Below are 20,918 nucleotides of genomic sequence, written 5' to 3'. Positions count from 1 at the left end.
GCTTGGCTCATTTGAGCCAAAACGCCGATGCAGAATCTCTAATATTAGTTAATCAGGAACTAATAATGCAGCCAGCGGTCGAATTCTTTGTGTCTCGCGAGTTAGGTGGCTGTGATTGCGCGACGATAAAGGTGCCATGTCGCGTGTCCTGCGACCGGCAAGACGACCAGCAACCCGAGAAAAAGCGGCGCCATGGCGAGTATGGCCAAGGCGGCAATGATTAGTCCGAAGACGAGCATGGGGGCTGCGTTCTCGATCACCGTGCGCATGCTGGTCAGCATGGCGGTGACGAAATCCACATCGTGATCGAGAAGCAGCGGCATCGAGATGACCGTGGCGCTGAAGAGGATCATTGCAAGGACTGCTCCAACCACAGTGCCCACGGCGAGGAAGAGCAGACCTTCCGGGGTGGTGAGCACGACATTGACGAATGCGTCGAGGGTTGCGGGAACGCGGAAGCCGAGGAACAGCGCCATCAAGAGGCGAACCTGGTAGATCCAGATCCAGAAGATGAAGAGTACGACGAAGGCCATCCAGGACAGTTGCCGCTCGCGTTGGCGAAAGACTTCAGCGAGGATCGCCTTCCAACTGACGGGTTCGCCAAGCCTGTGCCGGCGGCTGATCTCGTAGAGACCAACGGCAATGAACGGTCCGATCAGCGGGAAGCCGATCGCGACCGGAATGATCATCCATGGCAGGTGGTAGTAAGTAAGCATCACGGCGATGAAGATGCCGCCTGCCGCATAGATTGCACCAAAGAACAGGCCGTAGGCGGGATAGGTGCGAAAGTCACTCCACCCGTCGGAAAAGGCGGCACGGATATCGCTCATGCGCAGCCGGTTGATCTGCAGCTTCGGCAGAGAGCCCCGATCGAGTGCCTGCTGTTCCATGCGTCCCTCCCAAGACATGCGGTGCTGCGACAATCTGTCAGAAACTACCACGTGTGTTCCTTGATATCCGTCAAATCGCAAGGCCCGGAGTTCAAATTCTCGCGTTTCATCCTGAAGGAACTGCGCTATCATGGCGTCATGTCCGATTTCGCGCGCTCACAGAAATGGTTGCCTCTGACCGCCCTCATGCTTGCAGGGACGTTGTTCACTGTGACTGTCTTCCTGGGCTGGCTGCACTATGGCTCGGACATCTTCCTAAGCTTGATCGAATCCGGTCTGGCCTATTGCTTCTAGCCATCGTGGTCCGTGACAAATCAGCGCTCGTTCCAGCATTTACAGCGAGTTGAATTGCCTTCTTTCGCCGGGAGGCTTATCCGGCTGGGCGAGAAGTTCGATTTCAAGGGAATGCCATCATGAAAACGGTCAGGGTCATCTTGTGGGCGGCGGTGGTCGTCATGGCGGGTGTTCTCGGCTGGCTGACCTACTCGGTCACGCAGTCGGATCAGAAGACAGCGGAGGCGCCCTTCGGCGTGCCGTTTGAGCTCGTCGACCAGAACGGCCAGCCGATCACCGAACAGGCGTTCCGCGGCAAGCCGACGGCGCTTTTCTTCGGCTTCACCCATTGCCCGGAAGTCTGCCCGACAACGCTTTTCGAGCTGGATGGCTGGTTGAAGCAGGTCGATCCCGACGCCAAGGGTCTGCAGGCTTATTTCGTGACTGTTGATCCCGAGCGGGATACACCGGAGATCCTCGGCCGTTATGTCTCCAACGTCACGGATCGGGTGAAGGCGATTGCTGGGGAACCCGACAAGGTCGCAGAGGTCGTCAGGGGGTTCCGGGTCTACGCGAAGAAGGTCCCGCTCGATGAGGCACAGCCCGATGGTGACTACACGATGGATCATACTGCTTCGATTTTCCTGCTCGATGCCGAGGGGCGCTTCAAGGGCACGATCGCCTATGGCGAGAACCCGGATACGGCCGTCAAGAAGCTTGAAAACCTGATGAAGGGCTGATCTCAGCTGCTTCGCCGGAGGTTGCCATGGCGTCATTTGCGTTGTACCGCAACGCCTGACCGCCCAGACCTTCGAGGAAGACGACCGTGAGCGAAATTCGCCTCTATGTGAGCACCACCGAAAAAAACGCCAACCGGATCCTCGATCTGATGAGCTTTGCTTTCGGCGAAGAGGATTTCGCGATCGCGACCACCGAGGTCGATGAGAAGGCGGATGTCTGGGAAGCGTCCATCTATATGATGGCGGACCAGGAAGAGGAGGTCAGGCCACGTGTCGAGGACCTGCTCGCCGAGGAATTCTCCGATGCGACGATCGTGCGGGAGGTTATCCCGGACATCGACTGGATCGCCAAATCGCTCGAGGGATTGAAGCCGGTGCGCGCCGGTCGCTTCCTGGTGCATGGTTCCCATGACCGGGACAAAGTGCAGATGCATGATGTCGCGATCGAGATCGACGCTGGCCAGGCCTTCGGGACAGGTCATCACGGCACAACGGCAGGCTGCCTGGAAGTCATCGAGAAGGTGGTTCGCTCTCGCAAGGTCCGCAATGCGCTAGACCTGGGTACGGGCAGTGGCGTGCTGGCAATCGCCGTGCGCAAACTGCTCCCGGTACCGGTGCTGGCGACGGACATCGATCCGATCGCCGTCCGCGTCGCCAAGGAGAACGCGCATCGCAACCAGATCGTCGAGGGTATCGACTTCCGCACGGCGCCCGGGTTTCACTCGACGGCTTTTCGCGAGCATGGTCCGTTCGATCTCGTCATTGCCAACATTCTCGCGAGGCCGCTGATCAAGATGGCACCGCAGCTGGTCGCCCATCTCGCGCCGGGTGGCTCCGTGATCCTCTCCGGTATCCTTGCCGAGCAGCGCTGGAAGGTGATTGCGGCCTATAGCGGCCAGGGCCTGTCGCATGTGAAGACGATCTGGCGCAATGGCTGGGTGACGATCCACTTCACGCAAGGGAAGGGCTGACTCCTTACGTCAGCCAACGAAGAATACAAAAAAAAGGCGGCCCGCAAGGAGCCGCCTTTTTGGCATCGGCATCATGCCGCGCCGAGGTCCGCGAGCGTGGGAGGAGCGCTCAAGCGGATGCTAGACTGTACGGACGTTCAGACCGTCAAGTGATCAGATGATCGAGTGCTGGTGCGGACGACGGCGCAGTTCCTCGCGCTTCAGGCCCATGGCCTCCAGCGATGCGTCATCGAGCGACAGGAGAGCGCCCGTCGTATAGAGATCGGCACGGCGCTGGCGTGCCTCGACGAGATTGTTGAGGGCGGTGCGCAGGAAAGACTTGGCCATCTCTCGGTTCCTTTTCCGTTGTGGACGCTGGTTTGTCGCGTCCTCGATGACCCTGATATAGTCTGTACTCGCTTGTTCAGTCAGAGGGGCTAAAGCACGGGAGACTTGCGAATGCTGCATAGCAGCATAAGCTCTGCCTGAATTTGCGGCATAACAATAGCTGCTGACGCGCATATGCTGCGAAAGCGTGCGGCGGTGGTGGTGGGGGCGATGCGGCCTTGCTATAAGCCCTGACAGATTCCGAAACCCATCGCGAGCCATGCCATGTTTCAGTCCTTTGAGGTCAAGTCCACGCCGCATCACGGCAAGTCCAGGATCGCAGCCCTTCGCGCGCTGTTTGCCGAACTTCAGATCGATGGACTGCTCGTGCCGCGCTCGGATGAGTATCTCGGAGAATATGTGCCTGAGTCCGCTGAGCGTCTCGCCTGGGCGACGGGCTTCACCGGTTCCGCCGGCATGTTGATGGTAACCGAAACGCTCGCCGTCGTTTTCGTCGACGGCCGCTATGTCACGCAGCTTGCCCAGCAGGTGGATGCATCGGTGTTCACGCCGGGCGACCTCGTCGGCGAGCCGCCGCACAAGTGGATCGAAAACCGCGCATCGAAGGGTTTCCGCCTCGGCATCGACCCCTGGACCCATACGGGAGCGGAAGTCCGCCGGCTGGAGAAGGCGTTGGCCGACAAGGGCGGCAGTCTGGTGTTCCTGCCATTCAATCCCGTCGATCGCCTCTGGACCGACCGTCCGGCCGAGCCCAAGGGCGCGGTGATGATCCAGGCGCTGAACCAGGCCGGTGTTTCTGCCGCCGACAAGCTGAAAACCATTGCCGCCGATCTCCGCGACAAGAACCTGGCGGCTGTGCTGATTGCCGATCCCTCGTCGGTGGCCTGGATCTTCAACCTGCGGGGTAGTGACGTGCCGCATACGCCGCATCCGCTTTCGCGTGCGATCATCAAGGCAGACGGTTCGGCCGAACTCTTTCTCGACAGTGCAAAGACCAATCTCGAAGTGGAAAGCTATCTGCGCGATCTCTGCGCGCAGGTGGATCCGGCGGTTCTGGCCGAACACATCGAGCGAGTGGCGCGTGACGGTGCGCGCATTCTGGTCGATCCTGACCTCACGCCCTACGCCCTTTCGCGGATGATCCGCGAGAGCGGTGGCGAGGTCGTTGAGGGCAACGACCCGGCGAAGCTCGGTCGGGCGGTCAAGAACATGGTCGAGCTCAACGGTTCGGCGGCCGCACACCTGCAGGACGGTGTGGCGATGGTCGAGTTCCTTCACTGGTTCAACGAACAGCCGCATGGCAGCCTGACGGAAACTGCGGCGGCGCAGAAGCTCGAAGCGGTGCGCGCAGCGGTTGGCGAGCGGATGCAGAACCCCCTCAAGGACATTTCCTTCGACACGATCTCCGGTGCCGGCGAGAACGCCGCCATCATGCACTACCGTGTCACCACCGAAAGCGACCGACAGATCCGTTCGGCCGAGATGTTCCTGATCGATTCGGGCGCGCAGTATGTGAACGGAACCACCGACATCACCCGCACGCTCGCTGTCGGCGAGGTTCCGGCGGAGCAAAAGCGCTTCTTCACGCTGGCGCTCAAGGGGATGATCGCGATCAGCACGGCGCGTTTCCCCAAGGGCACGCGTGGTTGCGATCTCGATCCCCTGGCGCGTATCGCTCTCTGGAAGGCCGGAGCCGACTTCGCCCATGGCACGGGCCATGGCGTCGGTTCCTATCTCTCGGTGCATGAGGGGCCGCAGAGGATTGCCCGGCTTTCGACCCAGGAGTTGCTGCCCGGCATGATCCTGTCGAACGAGCCCGGCTACTATCGTCCCGGCAGTTTCGGTATTCGTATCGAAAACCTGATCTATGTGCGCGAGGCCGAGGCGATCGAAGGTGGTGATCAGCCGATGCTCGGCTTCGAGACGCTCACCTTTGTGCCGATCGACCGTGCGCTCATAGTCGAGGACCTGCTGACGCGCGACGAGTTGCAGTGGCTGGATGCCTATCATGCCAAGACGCGCGCAGAGCTCTTGCCGTTGATCCGGGACGCTTCGACCCGGGAGTGGCTGGAACAGGCAACGGCGCCCTTTGGGCGCTGAGCGTCAGCCGACGAACTGACGCATCAGCATGACGGCGGCCCAACCGCCGATCAGCATCGGGATTGCACCGAAGCGCAAGCCGATCAGGAAGGCCGCCGCCATGGCGACCTTCACGTCGATCTCGCCATAGAAGAAGGCTGGCGCGACAAGGGTCGTCAAAACCGCTGCCGGAACCGCGTTCAGCGCCGCCTCAAGTCGGGGCGGCATGTGCTTCAAGCGCTTCACCAGAATATAGCCGCCAATGCGGGTCGCGAAGGTCGCAGCGGCGGCGGCCGCGATCAACAGCGTCATGTAGGGCGTGAAGAGTGTGCTCATCGGCTCGCCTCCTCGCGCTCGACCGGAGGTTCGGGCAGCGGCAGCAGGGCCGCGAGCAGGACGCCGGCGAGTGCCCCGACACTGATGTGCCAGGGTGAGCCGATCAGATGCTGGGCAATGATGGAGACCACCGCACTGACCGCCACGATCAGCAGGAAATTGCCGCGCTTGCGGAATCCGAGCACCAGGCCGAGGAAGTAGATCGGCAGCAGGACGTCGATGCCCCAGTCTGCCGGGTCGCCCATCGCCTTGCCGACCAGTCCGCCAACGGCTGTCATGGCGACCCAGGGCACATAGATCATCGCACCGAAACCAAGATACCAGGGGAAGGACACGCCGCGGCCACTTTCGCCACGCGCGAGCGTTTCGGCGAATTGCGGATCGGTGAGCAGGAAGAAGCTCAGCATTTTCTGGGGCAGCGTGAAATGATCCATGAAGGGCGTGATCGCGGCCGAATAGAGGATGTGCCGGAAGTTCACGGCGAGGATCGACAGGACCACGACCCACATGGGCACGGCCTGGCCGAAGAGCTCGATGCCGACCAACTGACTTGCGCCGGCATAAACGGTCGCGCTCATCAGGGCGGCCTCGGCGACCGTCTGGCCGTTTGCCACTGCCACGGCGCCAAACAGCACGGCGAAAGGCCCCGCTGATATTATGACGGGGAGGGCCTTCAATGCACCCACGGTGAACTCTGATCGGGACATGGCGCAGTTTCTCACGTTTCTCTGCTGGCTAGCCGCTGTCGGCTTGTCCGACAAACCAATTCCGCTGATGGAACGACCATCGGCATTGATGAATGGGCCTTGCCACATAAAGTTGGGCGGGGTCTTGTCGAAAAGTCGCGGCGAGCACGGCCGGTCAGGGAGGGCATGGGATGGAAAAGGATCTGATCAGCCGCGAAGACAAAGAGCGGCTTCTGCAGAAGGTGCAGCACCATCTTTCTGAAGAGGCGGAGGTCGAGATCGGTCGATTCGAGGTCGAGTCGCTGGTCGATCTGGTCGCCCGCCTCATCGGAACGCACTACTACAACAAGGGCCTGCGCGATGCGCAGGCGCTGCTTGCCCGACAGGTCGACCAGGTCAACGATGCGCTCTACGAAATGGAGCGCATCCCGGAGACGTGACTACTTCTTCGGCCGGATCTGGAATGTGTGTTCCTGGCCAGGGAAGATGCGCTCCTTGACCTCAGCCGCGTAGTCGCTTGCGGCTTTCTCGATCACCTCGGCAAGTTCGCTGTAGTGCTTGACGAAACGCGGCTTGAACTCATTGAAAAGGCCCAGCATGTCATCGGAGACGAGGATCTGGCCGTCGCAGGCCGGCGAGGCGCCGATGCCGATGGTTGCTGCCTTCACCGTGGTGGTGATCTCGCGGGCGAGCGGCTCGACAGTGCCTTCGATCACCATGGCGAAGGCGCCGGCTTCATCGATCGCCTTGGCGTCGCGGCGGATCTTGTCCTGCTCGACTTCGCTATGCCCCTTCGAGCGATAGCCGCCCGACGTATTCACCTGCTGCGGCATCAGGCCGATGTGGCCGAAGACCGGCACGCCGCGGCTGACGAGGAATTCGACGGTTTCCGCCATTTCCGCGCCGCCCTCGAGCTTCACGCCGTCGCAGCCGGTCTCCTTCATAAGGCGGACAGCATTGCGGAAGGCCTGTTCCTTGCTCTCCTGGTAGGAGCCGAAGGGAAGGTCGACGATGACGCAAGCACGCGACACGCCGCGCATGACGGCCTGCCCGTGGGCGACCATCATGTCCATTGTGACGCCGACGGTGGTGTCCATGCCATAGAGTACCATGCCGAGGCTGTCTCCGACGAGCAGCAGGTCGCAGTGGCGGTCGAGGATGCGGGCGATGGGGGTCGTGTAGGCGGTCAGCGACACGATCGGCCTGACGCCTTTAAGGGCGGTGATGTCGGCCGGGGTGAAACGCTTCTGGCGGGGTGGTGTGCTCATGTTCAGGCGGCCTCCATGCCGGTGGCGGCCGCTTGGCCGATGATGCGGTTATCGAGAAGCTTTGTTTTGCCGAAGCGCACGTAAAGAAGCACGAGGGCGGTCTCCTTGACCGTCTCGATGCGCTCGAGCGTGCGCGGATCGCGGATGGCTACCACCTCCGGCTCTGCCAGCGGTTCCGTCTGCAGAAACTCGACGAGTTTGGCTTCCAGGGTCGCGACGTCGCGGATGCCGGTCAGCAGAAGCCTTTCGGCTTCCGCGAGAGTCTTCGGCACGATCACCGCTGCGGCGCGTTCGGCGGGCGAGAGATAGACATTGCGCGAGGAGCAGGCGAGGCCATCGGATTCGCGGACCGTTGGCACGGGTACGACGCGCACCGGCTGGGCCAGATCTTCGACCATCTTCTGAATGATGGTGACCTGCTGGTAGTCCTTCTCGCCGAAATAGGCGGCATCCGGCTGGACGATGTTGAAGAGCTTGGTGACCACGGTCGCGACACCGGCGAAGTGGCCCGGACGAGCCTCGCCTTCGAGCTCCGAGCCGAGTTTCGGCAGATCGACAGCCGTCTGCATCGGTTCGGGATACATGTCTTCCACGCCCGGCGCGAAGAGATAGTCGACGCCGGCCTGTTCCAGCATGGCGCTGTCACGGGCAAGGTCGCGTGGATACTTCGCCAGATCCTCGTTTTTGCCGAACTGAAGCGGATTGACGAAGATCGAGACGACCGTGACGTCGTTTTCGGACTTGGCGCGGCCGACCAGGCTCAGGTGACCCTGATGCAGATAACCCATGGTCGGCACGAAGCCGATGGTCTGGCCGGCGCGGCGGCGGGGCGCGAGCTTCTGTCGCAAAGCGGCGATCGTGGTGACGACTTCCATGACCGGCGTCCTCCCTGTCTTCTCACTGGCTCGGCTCTAGCGCTTGCCGTCAAAAAAGGCAATCGCACGAATCCTTTGCAGAAACTTCCTCAGAAACCGATTCGGCTGCTGTCGATGATCTCGACGTCCGCCTCGCGCATGGCCTCGATTGCGTCCTCCACGCCCTTCGCATCGATACCACGGCAACCATCGGCGATCAGGCGGACCTTGACGCCCGGCAGCATGTCCACGGCATCAAGAGCTGAAAACTTCACGCAGTAGTCTGTGGCCAGTCCCATGACGTGGAGTTCGGTCACAGCCTTTGCCTTCAGCCAGTCGGCCAGACCGGTGAGTGCGGCTTTGTCATTGTCGCGGAAGGCGGAATAACTGTCCACGGCGGGGTTCTCGCCCTTGCGCTGGACGAAATCGATGCGGTCTGTGTCGAGATCGGGGTGAAAGTCCGCGTCCTGCGTGCCCTGCACGCAATGGTCCGGCCACATCACCTGCGGCTGCCCGGAGAGTTCGCCCATGTCGAAGGGCTTCTTGCCCGGATGCTGGGAAGCGAAGCTGCCGTGGTTTGCAGGGTGCCAATCCTGCGAGGCAACGACCAGATCATAAGTGCCGTTTGCCATCAGGCGGTTTGCCACGGACACGACTGCGTCGCCGTCTTCAACCGGCAGATTGCCGCCCGGGCAAAAACCGTTCTGGATGTCGATAAGCAGCAGGGCCTTGGTCATGATCGCACTCCCATTCTTGTGCGGCGCAAGATGGCAATCGATAGCGGCGGGATCAAGAGCATTCCACGGTTTCCGAAGAGGTTTCAGAAAATGGAACAATCACGCTTTTGCCACGTTCGGCCTTGGTGATTGTTGTCTTTACCTCAAAAGGTCAGGGCCAATTTTCCATCTCGCATTACGATTGGAACCGGTATGTTTCTCACTATCACCGCTGTCATATTCGGCGTGCTGGGCCTGGTGCTCGGCATCGGTGGCGCACAGCTCTTGCTGCTCGGCGGCAGCCCTTATTTCCTGATCGCCGGCCTTGTTTTTCTCGGGACGGCCTTGCTGCTTGTCCTGCGCAGGGTCGAGGCTCTCTGGCTTTACGGCCTTTTCATTCTTGGCAGCCTCGTCTGGGCGCTGTCCGAAGTCGGGCTCGACTGGTGGCAGCTTGGACCGAGAGGTGGACTGATCGTCGTTCTCGGCCTCTGGCTGATGCTTCCGGCGGTTCGCCGGCAATTGGGGCCGGCCCATCGCCGTGGCCGTGTGGCGGCGGGTCTCCTGCCGGTCGCCGTGCCCGTGCTGATTGCGACGGTGGTCGCTGTCATTTCGCTGTTTACCAACTCGTATGACCGCGATGGTCGGCTTCCGACCGAACAGGTGGCGGCAGCGCCGGCGCTTGGTGGTGACGTGCCCGACGCTGACTGGCACCAGTATGGTCGCACACCCTACGGGCAGCGCTATTCGCCGCTGACCCAGATCGATACCGAAAACGTTCAGGATCTGAAGATCGCCTGGACCTATCAGACGGGTGACGTCAAGCTGCCGGAGGATGTTGGCGAGACGACCTATCAGGTCACTCCGCTCAAGGTCGACGATACGCTCTACCTCTGCACGCCGCACAATTGGGCGATCGCAGTGGATGCCGAGACTGGGCAGGAAAAGTGGAAGTTCGATCCGAATGCCGGCCTCGAACCCGACCGCCAGCACCAGACCTGCCGCGGTGTCACCTACTACCGCGATCCGACAGCCGTTGAAGGCACTGTTTGTGCCGAACGCGTTTACCTGCCGACCTCGGACGCGCGTCTGATCGCGCTGGATGCCGGAACCGGCGCCATCTGCGAGAATTTCGCCAATGGCGGCACGCTGCGTCTCGAGCAGAACATGCCCTACAATCCGGCCGGTTACTACTACTCGACGTCGCCGCCCGTCATTGCTGTGGGCAAGATCATCATTGGGGGTGCCGTCAACGACAATTACTCAACGCAGTCGCCGTCCGGCGTGATCCGCGCCTTCGATGTCAACACGGGCGAACTGGTTTGGAACTGGGACAGCGGCAACCCGACGGAAACTGCTCCGATCGGCCCCGACGAGGCCTACACGCCGAATTCTCCGAATAGCTGGTCGATCTTCTCGGTCGATGAAGCACTCGGCCTCGTCTATATCCCGCTCGGCAATCAGGTTCCTGACCAGCTCGGCATGGGGCGCAGCGAGAGTGTGGAGAAATACTCGTCTTCGATCGTCGCGCTCGACGTCAACACGGGACAGGATCGCTGGGTGCGCCAGACCGTGCATCACGATCTGTGGGACATGGACGTGCCGGCACAGCCCGTGCTTCTGGATTTGACGAATGCCGAGGGTGCGGTGACACCCGCGCTAATTGGCCCAACGAAGCAGGGTGACATCTATGTGCTGGACCGCCGGACGGGCGAGCCGATCATTCCGGTGCGCGAGATCCCGGCACCGGGTGGTGCGATCCCCGAAGACTTCACTGCGCCGACCCAACCGATCTCGGATCTGACCTTCCGTCCGCCGACACTCACTGAAAGCAACATGTGGGGCCTGACGATCATCGACCAGATGATGTGCCGCATCCAGTTTCATCAGCTGAAATACGAGGGTCAGTACACGCCGCCTTCGCTGGAAGGGACACTCGTCTATCCCGGCAATTTCGGCACCTTCAACTGGGGTTCGGTCGCCGTCGATCCGGAGCGCCAGGTGATGTTCGGCATGCCGACCTATCTCGCCTTTACATCGAAGCTGGTTCCGCGTTCCGACATTCCGCCGAAGGAAGAAGGCGCAACAGGGTCCGAGCAGGGACTGAATCGCAACGAGGGCGCACCTTACGGCGTCGTCATGGGGCCGTTCCTGTCGCCGCTCGGCATTCCATGCCAGGCGCCGCCGTGGGGCACCATTGCCGGCGTCGACTTGCGGTCGGGCGATATCGCCTATCAGAAGCGCAATGGTACGATTTACGACATGACGCCGCTGCCGCTGCCCTTTAAGGTCGGGGTGCCCGGTATTGGTGGTCCGATGATCACCAAGGGCGGCGTGGTGTTCCTCGGTGCAGCCGTCGACAACTACCTGCGTGCCTATGACCTGACGACCGGCGAGCAGCTTTGGGAGATCCGCCTGCCAGCTGGTGGCCAGGCGACCCCGATGACCTATGCACTCGACAACGGCAAGCAGTATGTCGTGATGGTCGCTGGCGGTCATGGCTCGGTGGGCACGGATCCGGGCGACTATATCATCGCCTACACGCTGCCCGATTGACCATGGTTCAATAGCCTTGAACCCGCCCGCGATCGCGGGCGGGTTCACTTTCGGCACACTTCAGCGTGTCTGGCCTTGCTGCGAAACGGAACGTTAACCATGTGATTCTACACACATGTCGTAACGTGAGGATGTTTCGCATGAGTAGCCAAGCCATGAACGGCCAGTCCAACCCGACGACAATCGCCTTCTTTCCGCTCGCGAGCCGCCGGGATCTGGTGCGCCGTTCCGCGATCGAACTCGACCGCCTGAATGGCTATGCCGCGACGGAATTCTGGAAGACGACATGCCGCCGGCTCGGCAGCGAACTTCTCGAACTCGGTTGCCCGGAAGACGAGATGCGGGCCGAAATCATGGACTTCCAGGCGGCCGTCCAGGTCGAACTGATGTGGCTGCATCGCGAGGAAGCCGCGCAGGGCTGAGTGGCCCGAGGTCAGGCGCGATACTTCCTGTTGGCAACGCTGGCCGGTGCTTGTCCGCCATCTCATCTCTCCGGTATGACGGCGCCAGCATCACTCCAGTTCGAGCAGCGCAGCCTTGGCCAAACTTCATTTCATCTATGCCACCATGAATGCTGGCAAATCGACGCTTCTTTTGCAGGCTGCGTACAACTACCGCGAACGCGGCATGCGGGTGGCGATGCTGATCAGCGCGCTGGACAATCGCGCGGGCAAGGGCTTCATCGGGTCGCGGATCGGGTTAAAGGCCGAGGCCGATGCCTTTGGTCAGGAAGAAGATCTCTTCGCAGCAATCAAGGCCGATCACGAGACTTCACCGCTCTCCTGCGTCTTCATCGACGAGGCACAGTTCATGACGACGGATCAGGTCTGGCAGCTTGCACGGGTCGTCGATGTGCTCGACCTCCCGGTAATGGCCTATGGTCTCAGAACGGATTTCCGCGGTGAACTTTTCCCCGGCTCCAAGGCGCTGCTCGCGATTGCCGACGAACTCACCGAGGCCCGTTCCATCTGCCATTGCGGCCGCAAGGCGACCATGGTCGTTCGCGTCGGCGAAGACGGCAAGGCACAGCGGGACGGTGCGCAGGTGCTGATCGGTGGAAACGAGACCTACACCTCTCTCTGCCGCCGTCATTGGCAATTGGCCTTCGCCGCGGAAGAAGTTACCGCCAGCAAGTGAGCATTTGCAGCGTCAGCCGTTCCGGTTGACCAGCTTCTGTCAGCCGTTCCGGTTGACCAGCTTCTGCCAGAGCAGCAGTCCGCCGCGCGCCAGAACCCGGCTCAGCTCCAGATAGGCCCGGTAGGGCAGAACCGTGAGATAACGCCAGCGCGGCAGCTTGTGGGCGTTGATGTTGCCCTGGATCTGCGATTCGAAATCGGAATCCTGGCTCGCCACCAATGGGCTGACGAAGGCGCCCTTCAGACCTGATAGATATTCGAGATCGAAGGCGATGTCATAGGCAAGGCGCATCGGCACCAGTTTCTCCGCAATCCAGCGGGCGGCCTTGCGGTTGATCATGTAGGCGCCCGAGCCCTTCTCACGGGTGAGGGCAATTGCCAGCGAGCGACGGTCCGTCAGCTTGCGATAGGGGAATTTCCGGCCGCTGCTGACTGTGGTGAGGCGCAAAATGTCCCAGGCGTCGGCATTCTTCGCTGCAGCATCGATCGTTTCGAGAAAGTCCGGCTCGAATGTCACGTCGTCTTCGAGGATGAGGCAAAGATCCGCGTCGGAGGCGAGAAAGCGGCGTGCGCAATCGACATGGCTCAGATAGCAGCCGACCTCGCCGTGTTTCAGGCGACGGCCATGCAGCAGCTTGTAGGAGAGTTCGGAGAATTCCGGAATCGGGAAGTTGAGGTTGCGCCCGATCACCGCCGGGACACGCTCCGCGACGATGCCGGCGGCAGCCGTCTCGCGGTTCATCACCTCCATGCGATCTTCCGCGCCGTCCATGTTGATCAGGTAGACGGCGAGGTTCAGGCGGCTTTCCGGAAGGACTTGCAAAGCTGTCTCCAATGACAGGGTCGAACAGCCTGCCTTCTGCGCAATCCGCACGAAAGCGTCAATAGTGCCTGTCGTCTCAGGCCTTCTCGACGAAACCGTCGAGCACGCGCTTCTGGCCGGCGCGGTCGAAATCGATGGTCAGCTTGTTGCCTTCGATGGCCGAGATATTGCCGTTGCCGAACTTGATATGAAAAACGCGGTCGCCCACGGAAAAGCGTGACGGTTCCGATGTCGTGGACTTGGCGACGAGTTCGCCATCGATCGTCTTCGCGCGTGGTCCGCTTTCGCCGTAGCCGATGCGCTCGACCGCATGGCCGGAGCGGTTGCCCCAGTTGTCGCGTGTGGCGTCGGTCTTGTTGGCTTGGGCGCGCTTCCAGCCTGGCGTCGAATAGCTGTTCTGGAAGGGCTCCTGCTTGTCGAAGCGGGACTGGCCATAGGGGGTGCGGCCATAGCCGCCATAGGAGGTCTCGGCTTCGGCGACCTCGACATGGGCGGGCGGCAGCTCTTCGAGGAAGCGCGAGGGCAGGGTGGATTGCCAGAGGCCGTGAATGCGGCGGTTCGAGACAAACCAGATGTGGCAACGGCGCTTGGCGCGAGTGATGCCGACATAAGCGAGCCGGCGCTCTTCCTCGAGGCCTGAGCGTCCGCCTTCGTCCAGCGCGCGCTGATGGGGAAACAAGCCTTCTTCCCAGCCGGGCAAGAAGACGGTCTCGAATTCCAGGCCCTTGGCCGAATGCAGCGTCATGATCGACACGGCGTCGAGGTTCTCGTTGGTCTCGGCATCCATGACCAGCGAAACATGTTCGAGGAAGCCGCGCAGGCTCTCGAAGGCTTCCATCGAGCGGATGAGTTCCTTCAGGTTTTCCAGACGTCCCGGTGCCTCGGCCGACTTGTCGTTCTGCCACATGGCCGTATAGCCGCTCTCGTCGAGGATCTGCTCGGCAAGTTCGGTATGCGGCGTGTTTTCGAGCAGGGTCTGCCAGCGGCGGAAATCGGTGACGACGTCGAAGAGCGCCTTGCGGGCCTTGGGCTTCAGCTCGTCGGTTTCGATGATGTCTGCTGCTGCCGCGAGCATCGGAATGTCGCGGGCGCGGGCATAGTCGTGCAGATTGCGGATCGTGGTGTCGCCGAGACCGCGCTTCGGCGTGTTGACGATGCGCTCGAAGGCGAGGTCGTCGGCCGGCTGGCAGACGAGGCGGAAGTAGGCCATGGCATCGCGGATTTCGAGGCGCTCATAGAAGCGCGGGCCGCCGATGACGCGGTAATTGAGACCCAGCGTGACGAAGCGATCTTCGAATTCGCGCATCTGGAAGGAAGCGCGGACCAGGATCGCCATGTTGTTCAGCGGATGCTGGTTGCGCTGCAGCTGTTCGATCTCTTCACCGACGGCGCGGGCTTCCTCTTCAGAATCCCAGGCGGCATGGACGACGACCTTGTCGTCGTTGGGATCGACGCGGTCAGTAAAGAGGGTCTTGCCGAGGCGGCCCTCATTGTGCGCGATCAGAAAACCTGCGGCACCGAGGATATGCTCGGTCGAACGGTAGTTTCGCTCGAGCTTGATGACCTTGGCGCCGGGGAAATCCTTCTCGAAGCGGAGGATGTTGTCGACTTCGGCGCCGCGCCAGCCATAGATCGACTGGTCGTCATCGCCGACGCAGCAGACATTCTGCGGCACGCCCGGCGGGCGCTGGGCGAGCAACCTGAGCCACATATACTGGGCGGTGTTGGTGTCCTGATACTCGTCGACCAGCACGTATTTGAAGCGCTGGTGGTATTCCTTCAGGACATCAGGGTTCGCCTTGAACATGCGGATCGGATGCAGGAGCAGGTCGCCGAAATCGCAGGCATTCAGGGTCTTCAGACGGTTCTGATAGGCGATATAGAGCTCGCGGCCCTTGCCGTTGGCGAAGGCGCGGGCGTCGCCCTCGGGAATCTGGCTTGGGTCGAGACCCTTGTTCTTCCAGCCGTCGATCATCTGGGCAAATTGCTTGGCCGGCCAGCGCTTGTCGTCCAAACCTTCAGCCTGGATGATCTGCTTGATCAGGCGCACGACATCATCGGTATCCAGGATGGTGAAGTCGGAGCGTAGGTCAACCAGTTCAGCGTGGCGGCGCAAGAGCTTGACGCCGATCGAGTGGAAGGTGCCGAGCCAGGGCATGCCTTCGACGGCGCCGCCGACAAGATGGCCGATACGCTCCTTCATCTCGCGGGCAGCCTTGTTGGTGAAGGTCACCGCCAGGATCTGGCTCGGGAAGGCCTTGCCGGTTGCCAGGATATGGGCAATGCGGGTGGTGAGCACGCGGGTCTTGCCGGTGCCGGCGCCTGCGAGCACGAGTACCGGACCATCGACGGTTTCGACGGCTTCACGCTGTTCCGGGTTCAGGCCGGAGAGATAATCGGGCGCACGAGCCTGATCACGGGCAGCCATAGCGCGGGCCGCAATGCCAAGGCCACCGGCAGCAGGAGCGCCAGAAGTGGGGGCAGGGGACGCGGCAGGCTTGCGCGGTGCGGGTTCTTCGTCGAAGAAGGGAATGTCGTCGAAACCGTTACTCATGCGGCTCAATGTAGTGATTCGGGTCGGAAAGGCCAGTGACGGCGTTCTGGTTTTATTCCTTGCGCCGTGTTGCGCACGGATTTCGGCAGGCTTCAGGCTGTGGGATGTGCTAGGCTCCTGGCCGAACGGTTTCGCCCGGCATGCAGGGGTTGCGGGATCACGGCGGCGTGAAAAGACGCGAGATTACAAATCAGTAAGCTTGACGTTCTGGCATTGCCACTGACTGTTTGCGCCCGATACTTAACCGCTGACATTCCGTTTTACATTTTGGAGCCTTGCATGCCGGTTTGGAAGCAACTCGCCATCAGTTTCGCCGTTCTTTTCGTCGGTCTCTGTTCCCTCGTCTATTTTTCACCCGGGGTGGGGCAGGCGCTCGTTTCCATGGGGGTGCCCGCTTCGGCCGTGGCGCTGGTGTCGGGCACGGCAGAAGGTGAAGGGCAGGGACAGCGGGGCCAGGGGCAGGGCGGGCAGCAGGCTCAGTCCGGTGGCCAGGGCCAGGGCGGGCAGGGCCAAGGAAACCGGCGTGGCGGCGGCAATCAGGCCATTCTCGTGGCTACACAGCCAGTCGCCATGGGTGTCGTCAACGACCGCCTGAGCGCCATCGGCGACGGGGAGGCGATCGAGGCGGTGACTGTCATGCCGCAGGCGTCCGGAACCCTCGACCAGATCCTCGTGTCTTCCGGCCAGAAGGTCAGCAAGGGTGACCTCATCGCCCGGCTCGATCGTGAGGAGCAGGTCATCCTGCGCGATCAGGCGGCCGTTGCGCTTCGCAGTGCGAAGGAGAAGGCCGAATCCTACCGCAATCTTCAGAGCTTCTCGCGGCTCGACGTGCTCGACGCGCAAATTGCCGAAGAGCAGGCGCAGCTGCAATTGACCACCGCCGAACTCAACCTGAAGCGCCGCGACATCGTGGCGCCGATCGATGGTGTGATCGGTATCGTTGGCGTCAGTGTCGGCGACAATGTCACGAATACGACAGCCATCGTCTCTCTCGACAATCGCAGCCAGCTGCTCGTCGATTTCTGGGCTCCCGAACGTTTCGTCGCGGCCGTGCGGCCGGGCATGCCGGTCGAAGCCAAGTCCGTCTCGCGTCCAGGCCAGGTTTTCCAAGGCACGGTCGAAGCGGTCGATAGCCGCGTGGATCAGGCGAGCCGCACGATCCGCATTCGCGCCAAGATCGACAATCCCGACGATGTGCTGCGCGCCGGCATGTCGTTTGCTGTTGCGATGCGGTTTCCCGGTGACAGCTATGCGGCCGTAAACCCGCTCGCGGTGCAATGGGACGGTGAGGGCTCCTTCGTCTGGCAAATTGTCGACAACAAGTCCGTGAAGACGCGCGTGACGATCGTGCAGCGCAATTCTGACCAAATCCTCGTCGAAGCACCGCTCAAGGAAGGCGACGTGGTCGCCGTCGAAGGGCTCCAGCGTGTGCGTGAGGGTGGGACCGTCGAAATTGCCGGCGAAACCCGCGCCGATGCCGAGGAGGTTGCTGTTCGATGAGCGCGAGTGAGAACGGTTCCGAACAGTCCGGGCGCAGCTTTACCGCCCTTTTCGTGCGCCGCCCGGTTCTGGCGGCGGTGCTGAATACACTGCTTGTCGTTGCAGGTCTGGCTGCCCTTGCCGGCATCGAAATCCGCGAATTGCCTGACGTCGACCAGCCTGTCATCACGGTCAGCACGGACTATGACGGTGCTTCCGCGCAGACCATGGACCAGGAGGTGACGCGCATCATCGAGGGCGCAGTCGCCCGCGTCAGCGGCCTCAAATCCATGTCGTCGCGCTCCCAGTTCGGCGAGAGCCGTACGACGCTCGAGTTCAGCGACAATGTCGACTTGGCCGTCGCCGCAAACGACGTGCGCGATGCGCTCGGTCGGGTGCGCAACCAGTTGCCCGACGACACGGACGAACCGCGCATCGTCAAGGCGGACGCTGATTCGCAGCCGATCATGCGGCTCGCCGTGACCTCCACCACGCTCTCGATGGAAGACCTGACGCTGCTGGTGGACAACGAGATCTCGGACCGGCTGGCCGCCGTCGAGGGCGTCGCCGACGTCCAGATCTATGGTGATCAGGAAAAGGTTTTCCGCATTGACGTCAATCAGGCGGCACTCGCCAGCCGTGGCTTGAGTGTGGCCAGCCTTGCATCCGCCTTGCAGAACTCCTCGCTCGACGTTCCCGCCGGTTCGCTCGAATCACAGACGCAGGACATCGTTGTGCGGGCGACCGCCAGCCTCGCCACGGTCGACGATTTCGAGAATGTGTTGATCGGTGAGCGCGTGCGGTTGCGCGACGTGGCGACCGTGACGCTCGGGCCCGACGATGGCTCGACCTCGCTGCGTTCCAATGGTGTGCAGGGTGTCGGTCTCGGCATTATCCGTCAGGCGCAGTCCAACACGCTGAACATCTCCGCCGGCGTCCATGGTGCCGTCGAGGGCATGGCGAGCGCCCTGCCGGAGGGTACGCGGGTTATCGTCACCAGCGACGATGCGGTCTTCATTCAGGGCGCTCTACACGAGGTTGAGATCGCGCTCGGGCTCTCCGCCGCAATCGTGCTTGTGGTCCTCTTTCTGTTCCTGCGCGACTGGCGCGCGACGTTGATCCCGGCGCTCACCATGCCCGTCGCTCTGATCGGCACGCTGGCTGCGATCTATATGGTCGGCTTCTCGATCAACATTCTCACACTGCTCGCAATCGTTCTCGCGACCGGCCTCGTCGTGGACGACGCGATCGTCGTTCTCGAAAACATCGTCCGCCGCCGGGCTGAGGGCATGGGGCCGCGCGCGGCTGCAGTGCTCGGAACACAGGAAGTTTTCTTTGCGGTCCTTGCGACCACGGCCACACTCGCTGCAGTCTTCGTGCCTTTGTCCTTCCTGCCGGGCCAGCTCGGTGGTCTCTTCCGCGAATTCGGCTTCGTGCTGGCCTTTGCGGTTCTGCTCTCGTCGGTCACGGCGCTTACCTTGTGTCCGATGATGGCATCGCGCATGCTCAAACGGGAAGCCGATGACGACCGGGGATTGCTCGGTGCTTTCGGCAAGCGCTTTGCCGGCTTTTATGGCCGAACGCTTCGTGCCTGCCTTTCAAATCCGTTGATCGTCTGCGTCGTTGCTGCGGTGTTCTCCGGCGCCGCCTACCTCGCGTTTACGTCAATCCAGAGCGAGATCACGCCCCGCGAAGACCGCTCGGTTGTGCTGATGCGGCTTTCCACCCCGCAGGGGTCGAGCCTTGCCTATACGCGTGATCAGGTGCAGCGGGTGGAGGAGAACCTGAAGCCGCTCCGTGACAGCGGGGAGATTGTCAGCATATTCTCGATCTCCGGTCAGGGCTCATCCAACAGCGCCTTCATGGTGATGACGCTGGCACCCTGGTCGGAGCGTGAACGCAGTCAGAACCAGATCGTTCAGGACGTCAACGCCGCCGCCGCTCTGGTGCCGGCGCTGCGTGGCAATGTGTTCCAGACCAACAGCCTCAGAATCCGTGGTGCCGGCAGCGGCCTGCAGATGGCGGTCGTCGGTTCGAACCATGAAACGCTGGCAGCATCGGCTCTGCAGATCGTCGAGCAGTTGCGTGACCGTCCGGAGTTCCAGACACCGCGTCTCGACAATGAGCCGACCCAGGCACAGATCTCGGTGACGATCGACCGCGAACGGGCCTCCGATCTTGGCATAGATATCGGCGCCATCGGCACGTCGTTGCAGGCGCTGCTCGAGGGACGTTCGGTCACCGATGTCTTTGTCGATGGTAATTCGATCCCGGTTCGCCTTGTGTCGAGCACGCAGCCGATCAATGACCCGACGGATCTGGAAAACATCTTCCTCACTACATCCGACGGTCGCGTCGTTCCGATGTCGACGATTGCCTCGCTCCAGGAGAATGCCGTCTCGCCGACGCTGAACAGAGATCAGCAGCTCGCCTCGGTGTCCTTCTCGGCAGGCCTTGGCGACGGCGTTGCGCTCGGAGATGCTGTCGAGATGGTGACACAGATTGCGCAGCCATTGCTGCCGCCAGGCTCGCGCCTGATCCCGCTGTCCGAAGCGGCGACGCTGGAGGAGAACAGCTATGGCATGGCGCTGACCTTCGGCTTCGCGATCGCGATCATTTTCCTGGTGCTCGCCGCGCAGTTCGAAAGCGTTGTGTCTTCGCTGATCATCATGGCGACGGTGCCGCTCGGGCTTGCCTGTGCCGTCTTTGCGCTTGTTGTCACTGGCTCGACGCTGAACGTCTATAGTCAGATCGGCCTTGTGCTACTCGTTGGCGTCATGGCGAAAAACGGCATCCTGATCGTCGAATTTGCCAACCAGTTGCGTGACAGGGGGCTATCCGTTCGCGAGGCGATCGAAACGGCCTGCACCATCCGTCTTCGTCCCGTGATGATGACGATGATCGCAACCGTGCTCGGTGGCGTGCCGCTGGTGCTGGCGCAGGGCGCCGGTGCGGAGGCGCGCATCGCGCTCGGTTGGGTGATCGTCGGCGGTCTCGGCTTTGCGACCCTCGTGACGCTCTACATCACGCCGGTCGCCTATCTCCTGCTTGCCCGCTTCTCCAAGCCGCATGCCCAGGAAGAGGCGCGCCTGAAGACGGAACTCGAGGATGCCACGCTGAAGATCGCCAATGATCGCGGCGTGCCGCCGAGGGTTGCGGCCGAGTAACAGGAAGAGCGTGCCTGTGCGGCTGTCTGACGACTGGACAATCTCCGAGCCCTATCCCATAGCAGG

The 20,918-nt window shown here is 61.7% G+C and carries 19 protein-coding genes; 10 read left to right on the top strand and 9 right to left on the bottom strand.

Annotation, left to right across the window (positions count from 1 at the left end; all coding sequences use genetic code 11):
- Positions 1–101: 101 nt before the first annotated feature.
- Positions 102–890, bottom strand: a complete 789-nt coding sequence (locus GH983_RS10690; RefSeq protein ID WP_153762394.1) for a DUF2189 domain-containing protein — start codon at positions 888–890, stop codon at positions 102–104.
- A 51-nt stretch (positions 891–941) separates the two neighbouring features.
- Here GH983_RS10690 and GH983_RS10685 point away from each other — a divergent pair, with 51 nt between their 5' ends.
- The 3 genes from GH983_RS10685 (at position 942) to GH983_RS10675 (ending at position 2,874) form a co-directional block, all read left to right on the top strand.
- Entirely contained in the window at positions 942–1,184 is a 243-nt protein-coding gene (locus GH983_RS10685) for a hypothetical protein (RefSeq protein WP_153762393.1), read from the top strand.
- A gap of 119 nt (positions 1,185–1,303) precedes the next feature.
- Complete coding sequence (locus tag GH983_RS10680; protein ID WP_069041137.1) at positions 1,304–1,903, top strand: SCO family protein; 600 nt, start codon at positions 1,304–1,306, stop codon at positions 1,901–1,903.
- An 86-nt stretch (positions 1,904–1,989) separates the two neighbouring features.
- Positions 1,990–2,874: a 50S ribosomal protein L11 methyltransferase gene (locus GH983_RS10675; protein ID WP_153762392.1), complete on the top strand. Its 885-nt coding sequence runs from the start codon at positions 1,990–1,992 to the stop codon at positions 2,872–2,874.
- Between the two features lie 153 nt (positions 2,875–3,027).
- Here the strand turns inward: GH983_RS10675 and GH983_RS24105 are convergent, their stop codons facing one another.
- Positions 3,028–3,201, bottom strand: coding sequence for a hypothetical protein (locus GH983_RS24105; RefSeq protein ID WP_006725966.1), 174 nt, complete (start codon positions 3,199–3,201; stop codon positions 3,028–3,030).
- A gap of 264 nt (positions 3,202–3,465) precedes the next feature.
- Here GH983_RS24105 and GH983_RS10670 point away from each other — a divergent pair, with 264 nt between their 5' ends.
- On the top strand, positions 3,466–5,301 hold the full coding sequence (locus tag GH983_RS10670; RefSeq protein ID WP_153762391.1) for an aminopeptidase P family protein: 1,836 nt from the start codon (positions 3,466–3,468) through the stop codon (positions 5,299–5,301).
- 3 nt (positions 5,302–5,304) lie between these two features.
- On the opposite strand, the gene GH983_RS10665 is transcribed toward GH983_RS10670, so the two are convergent.
- Positions 5,305–5,616 carry an AzlD family protein gene (locus GH983_RS10665; protein ID WP_054151704.1) on the bottom strand — a complete coding sequence of 104 codons (312 nt, stop codon included), beginning with the start codon at positions 5,614–5,616 and terminating at the stop codon, positions 5,305–5,307.
- Positions 5,613–6,323 carry an AzlC family ABC transporter permease gene (locus tag GH983_RS10660; RefSeq protein WP_153762390.1) on the bottom strand — a complete coding sequence of 237 codons (711 nt, stop codon included), beginning with the start codon at positions 6,321–6,323 and terminating at the stop codon, positions 5,613–5,615. Before GH983_RS10660 ends, GH983_RS10665 begins: the two co-directional genes overlap by 4 nt.
- 170 nt (positions 6,324–6,493) lie before the next feature.
- On the opposite strand from GH983_RS10660, the gene GH983_RS10655 reads away from it, so the two are divergent.
- The gene (locus GH983_RS10655) at positions 6,494–6,742 is read left to right on the top strand and encodes a DUF2164 domain-containing protein (protein WP_153762389.1); all 249 of its coding nucleotides are present in this window, start codon (positions 6,494–6,496) and stop codon (positions 6,740–6,742) included.
- On the opposite strand, the gene panB is transcribed toward GH983_RS10655, so the two are convergent.
- From panB to pncA, 3 genes are all read right to left on the bottom strand, one after another.
- Positions 6,743–7,570, bottom strand: a complete 828-nt coding sequence (panB, locus tag GH983_RS10650) for a 3-methyl-2-oxobutanoate hydroxymethyltransferase (protein WP_054151707.1) — start codon at positions 7,568–7,570, stop codon at positions 6,743–6,745. It lies immediately after the preceding gene.
- Between the two features lie 2 nt (positions 7,571–7,572).
- Complete coding sequence (gene panC / locus GH983_RS10645) at positions 7,573–8,445, bottom strand: pantoate--beta-alanine ligase (RefSeq protein ID WP_153762388.1); 873 nt, start codon at positions 8,443–8,445, stop codon at positions 7,573–7,575.
- Positions 8,446–8,534: 89 nt separating this feature from the next.
- Positions 8,535–9,161 (bottom strand): bifunctional nicotinamidase/pyrazinamidase, encoded by a 627-nt coding sequence (gene pncA, locus GH983_RS10640; RefSeq protein WP_153762387.1) that lies wholly within the window; start codon positions 9,159–9,161, stop codon positions 8,535–8,537.
- 192 nt (positions 9,162–9,353) lie between these two features.
- Between pncA and GH983_RS10635 the strand changes: the two genes are divergently transcribed.
- The 3 genes from GH983_RS10635 to GH983_RS10625 all read left to right on the top strand — a co-directional run bounded on the left by GH983_RS10635 (position 9,354) and on the right by GH983_RS10625 (position 12,830).
- On the top strand, positions 9,354–11,693 hold the full coding sequence (locus GH983_RS10635; RefSeq protein WP_153762386.1) for a glucose/quinate/shikimate family membrane-bound PQQ-dependent dehydrogenase: 2,340 nt from the start codon (positions 9,354–9,356) through the stop codon (positions 11,691–11,693).
- Between the two features lie 140 nt (positions 11,694–11,833).
- Complete coding sequence (locus tag GH983_RS10630; protein ID WP_153762385.1) at positions 11,834–12,115, top strand: DUF6074 family protein; 282 nt, start codon at positions 11,834–11,836, stop codon at positions 12,113–12,115.
- 115 nt (positions 12,116–12,230) lie between these two features.
- Complete coding sequence (locus GH983_RS10625; protein WP_054151712.1) at positions 12,231–12,830, top strand: thymidine kinase; 600 nt, start codon at positions 12,231–12,233, stop codon at positions 12,828–12,830.
- 39 nt (positions 12,831–12,869) lie between these two features.
- On the opposite strand, the gene GH983_RS10620 is transcribed toward GH983_RS10625, so the two are convergent.
- Together GH983_RS10620 and GH983_RS10615 are read right to left on the bottom strand one after the other, a co-directional pair.
- Complete coding sequence (locus GH983_RS10620; protein WP_069041144.1) at positions 12,870–13,652, bottom strand: glycosyltransferase family 25 protein; 783 nt, start codon at positions 13,650–13,652, stop codon at positions 12,870–12,872.
- A 76-nt stretch (positions 13,653–13,728) separates the two neighbouring features.
- The gene (locus tag GH983_RS10615) at positions 13,729–16,206 is read right to left on the bottom strand and encodes an ATP-dependent helicase (protein ID WP_153762384.1); all 2,478 of its coding nucleotides are present in this window, start codon (positions 16,204–16,206) and stop codon (positions 13,729–13,731) included.
- A gap of 279 nt (positions 16,207–16,485) precedes the next feature.
- On the opposite strand from GH983_RS10615, the gene GH983_RS10610 reads away from it, so the two are divergent.
- The gene (locus GH983_RS10610) at positions 16,486–17,706 is read left to right on the top strand and encodes an efflux RND transporter periplasmic adaptor subunit (protein ID WP_153762383.1); all 1,221 of its coding nucleotides are present in this window, start codon (positions 16,486–16,488) and stop codon (positions 17,704–17,706) included.
- Entirely contained in the window at positions 17,703–20,852 is a 3,150-nt protein-coding gene (locus GH983_RS10605; RefSeq protein ID WP_153762382.1) for an efflux RND transporter permease subunit, read from the top strand. Before GH983_RS10610 ends, GH983_RS10605 begins: the two co-directional genes overlap by 4 nt.
- The last annotated feature ends 66 nt before the right edge of the window (positions 20,853–20,918 follow it).

The sequence above is a fragment of the Agrobacterium sp. MA01 genome (genome assembly GCF_009650195.1).
Lineage (GTDB): Bacteria > Pseudomonadota > Alphaproteobacteria > Rhizobiales > Rhizobiaceae > Allorhizobium.
The sequence above is the reverse complement of the archived record's forward strand: the minus strand, read 5'-3'. Positions and strand labels throughout refer to the sequence as shown.

Bases quoted from the DNA above. Each gene is read 5' to 3' on its own strand.
- GH983_RS10690 (WP_153762394.1), bottom strand. From the start codon at position 890: ATGGAACAGCAGGCACTCGATCGGGGCTCTCTGCCGAAGCTGCAGATC.
- GH983_RS10680 (WP_069041137.1), top strand. From the start codon at position 1,304: ATGAAAACGGTCAGGGTCATCTTGTGGGCGGCGGTGGTCGTCATGGCG.
- GH983_RS24105 (WP_006725966.1), bottom strand. From the start codon at position 3,201: ATGGCCAAGTCTTTCCTGCGCACCGCCCTCAACAATCTCGTCGAGGCA.
- GH983_RS10670 (WP_153762391.1), top strand. From the start codon at position 3,466: ATGTTTCAGTCCTTTGAGGTCAAGTCCACGCCGCATCACGGCAAGTCC.
- GH983_RS10665 (WP_054151704.1), bottom strand. From the start codon at position 5,616: ATGAGCACACTCTTCACGCCCTACATGACGCTGTTGATCGCGGCCGCC.
- GH983_RS10660 (WP_153762390.1), bottom strand. From the start codon at position 6,323: ATGTCCCGATCAGAGTTCACCGTGGGTGCATTGAAGGCCCTCCCCGTC.
- GH983_RS10655 (WP_153762389.1), top strand. From the start codon at position 6,494: ATGGAAAAGGATCTGATCAGCCGCGAAGACAAAGAGCGGCTTCTGCAG.
- panB (WP_054151707.1), bottom strand. From the start codon at position 7,570: ATGAGCACACCACCCCGCCAGAAGCGTTTCACCCCGGCCGACATCACC.
- panC (WP_153762388.1), bottom strand. From the start codon at position 8,445: ATGGAAGTCGTCACCACGATCGCCGCTTTGCGACAGAAGCTCGCGCCC.
- pncA (WP_153762387.1), bottom strand. From the start codon at position 9,161: ATGACCAAGGCCCTGCTGCTTATCGACATCCAGAACGGTTTTTGCCCG.
- GH983_RS10635 (WP_153762386.1), top strand. From the start codon at position 9,354: ATGTTTCTCACTATCACCGCTGTCATATTCGGCGTGCTGGGCCTGGTG.
- GH983_RS10630 (WP_153762385.1), top strand. From the start codon at position 11,834: ATGAGTAGCCAAGCCATGAACGGCCAGTCCAACCCGACGACAATCGCC.
- GH983_RS10615 (WP_153762384.1), bottom strand. From the start codon at position 16,206: ATGAGTAACGGTTTCGACGACATTCCCTTCTTCGACGAAGAACCCGCA.
- GH983_RS10610 (WP_153762383.1), top strand. From the start codon at position 16,486: ATGCCGGTTTGGAAGCAACTCGCCATCAGTTTCGCCGTTCTTTTCGTC.
- GH983_RS10605 (WP_153762382.1), top strand. From the start codon at position 17,703: ATGAGCGCGAGTGAGAACGGTTCCGAACAGTCCGGGCGCAGCTTTACC.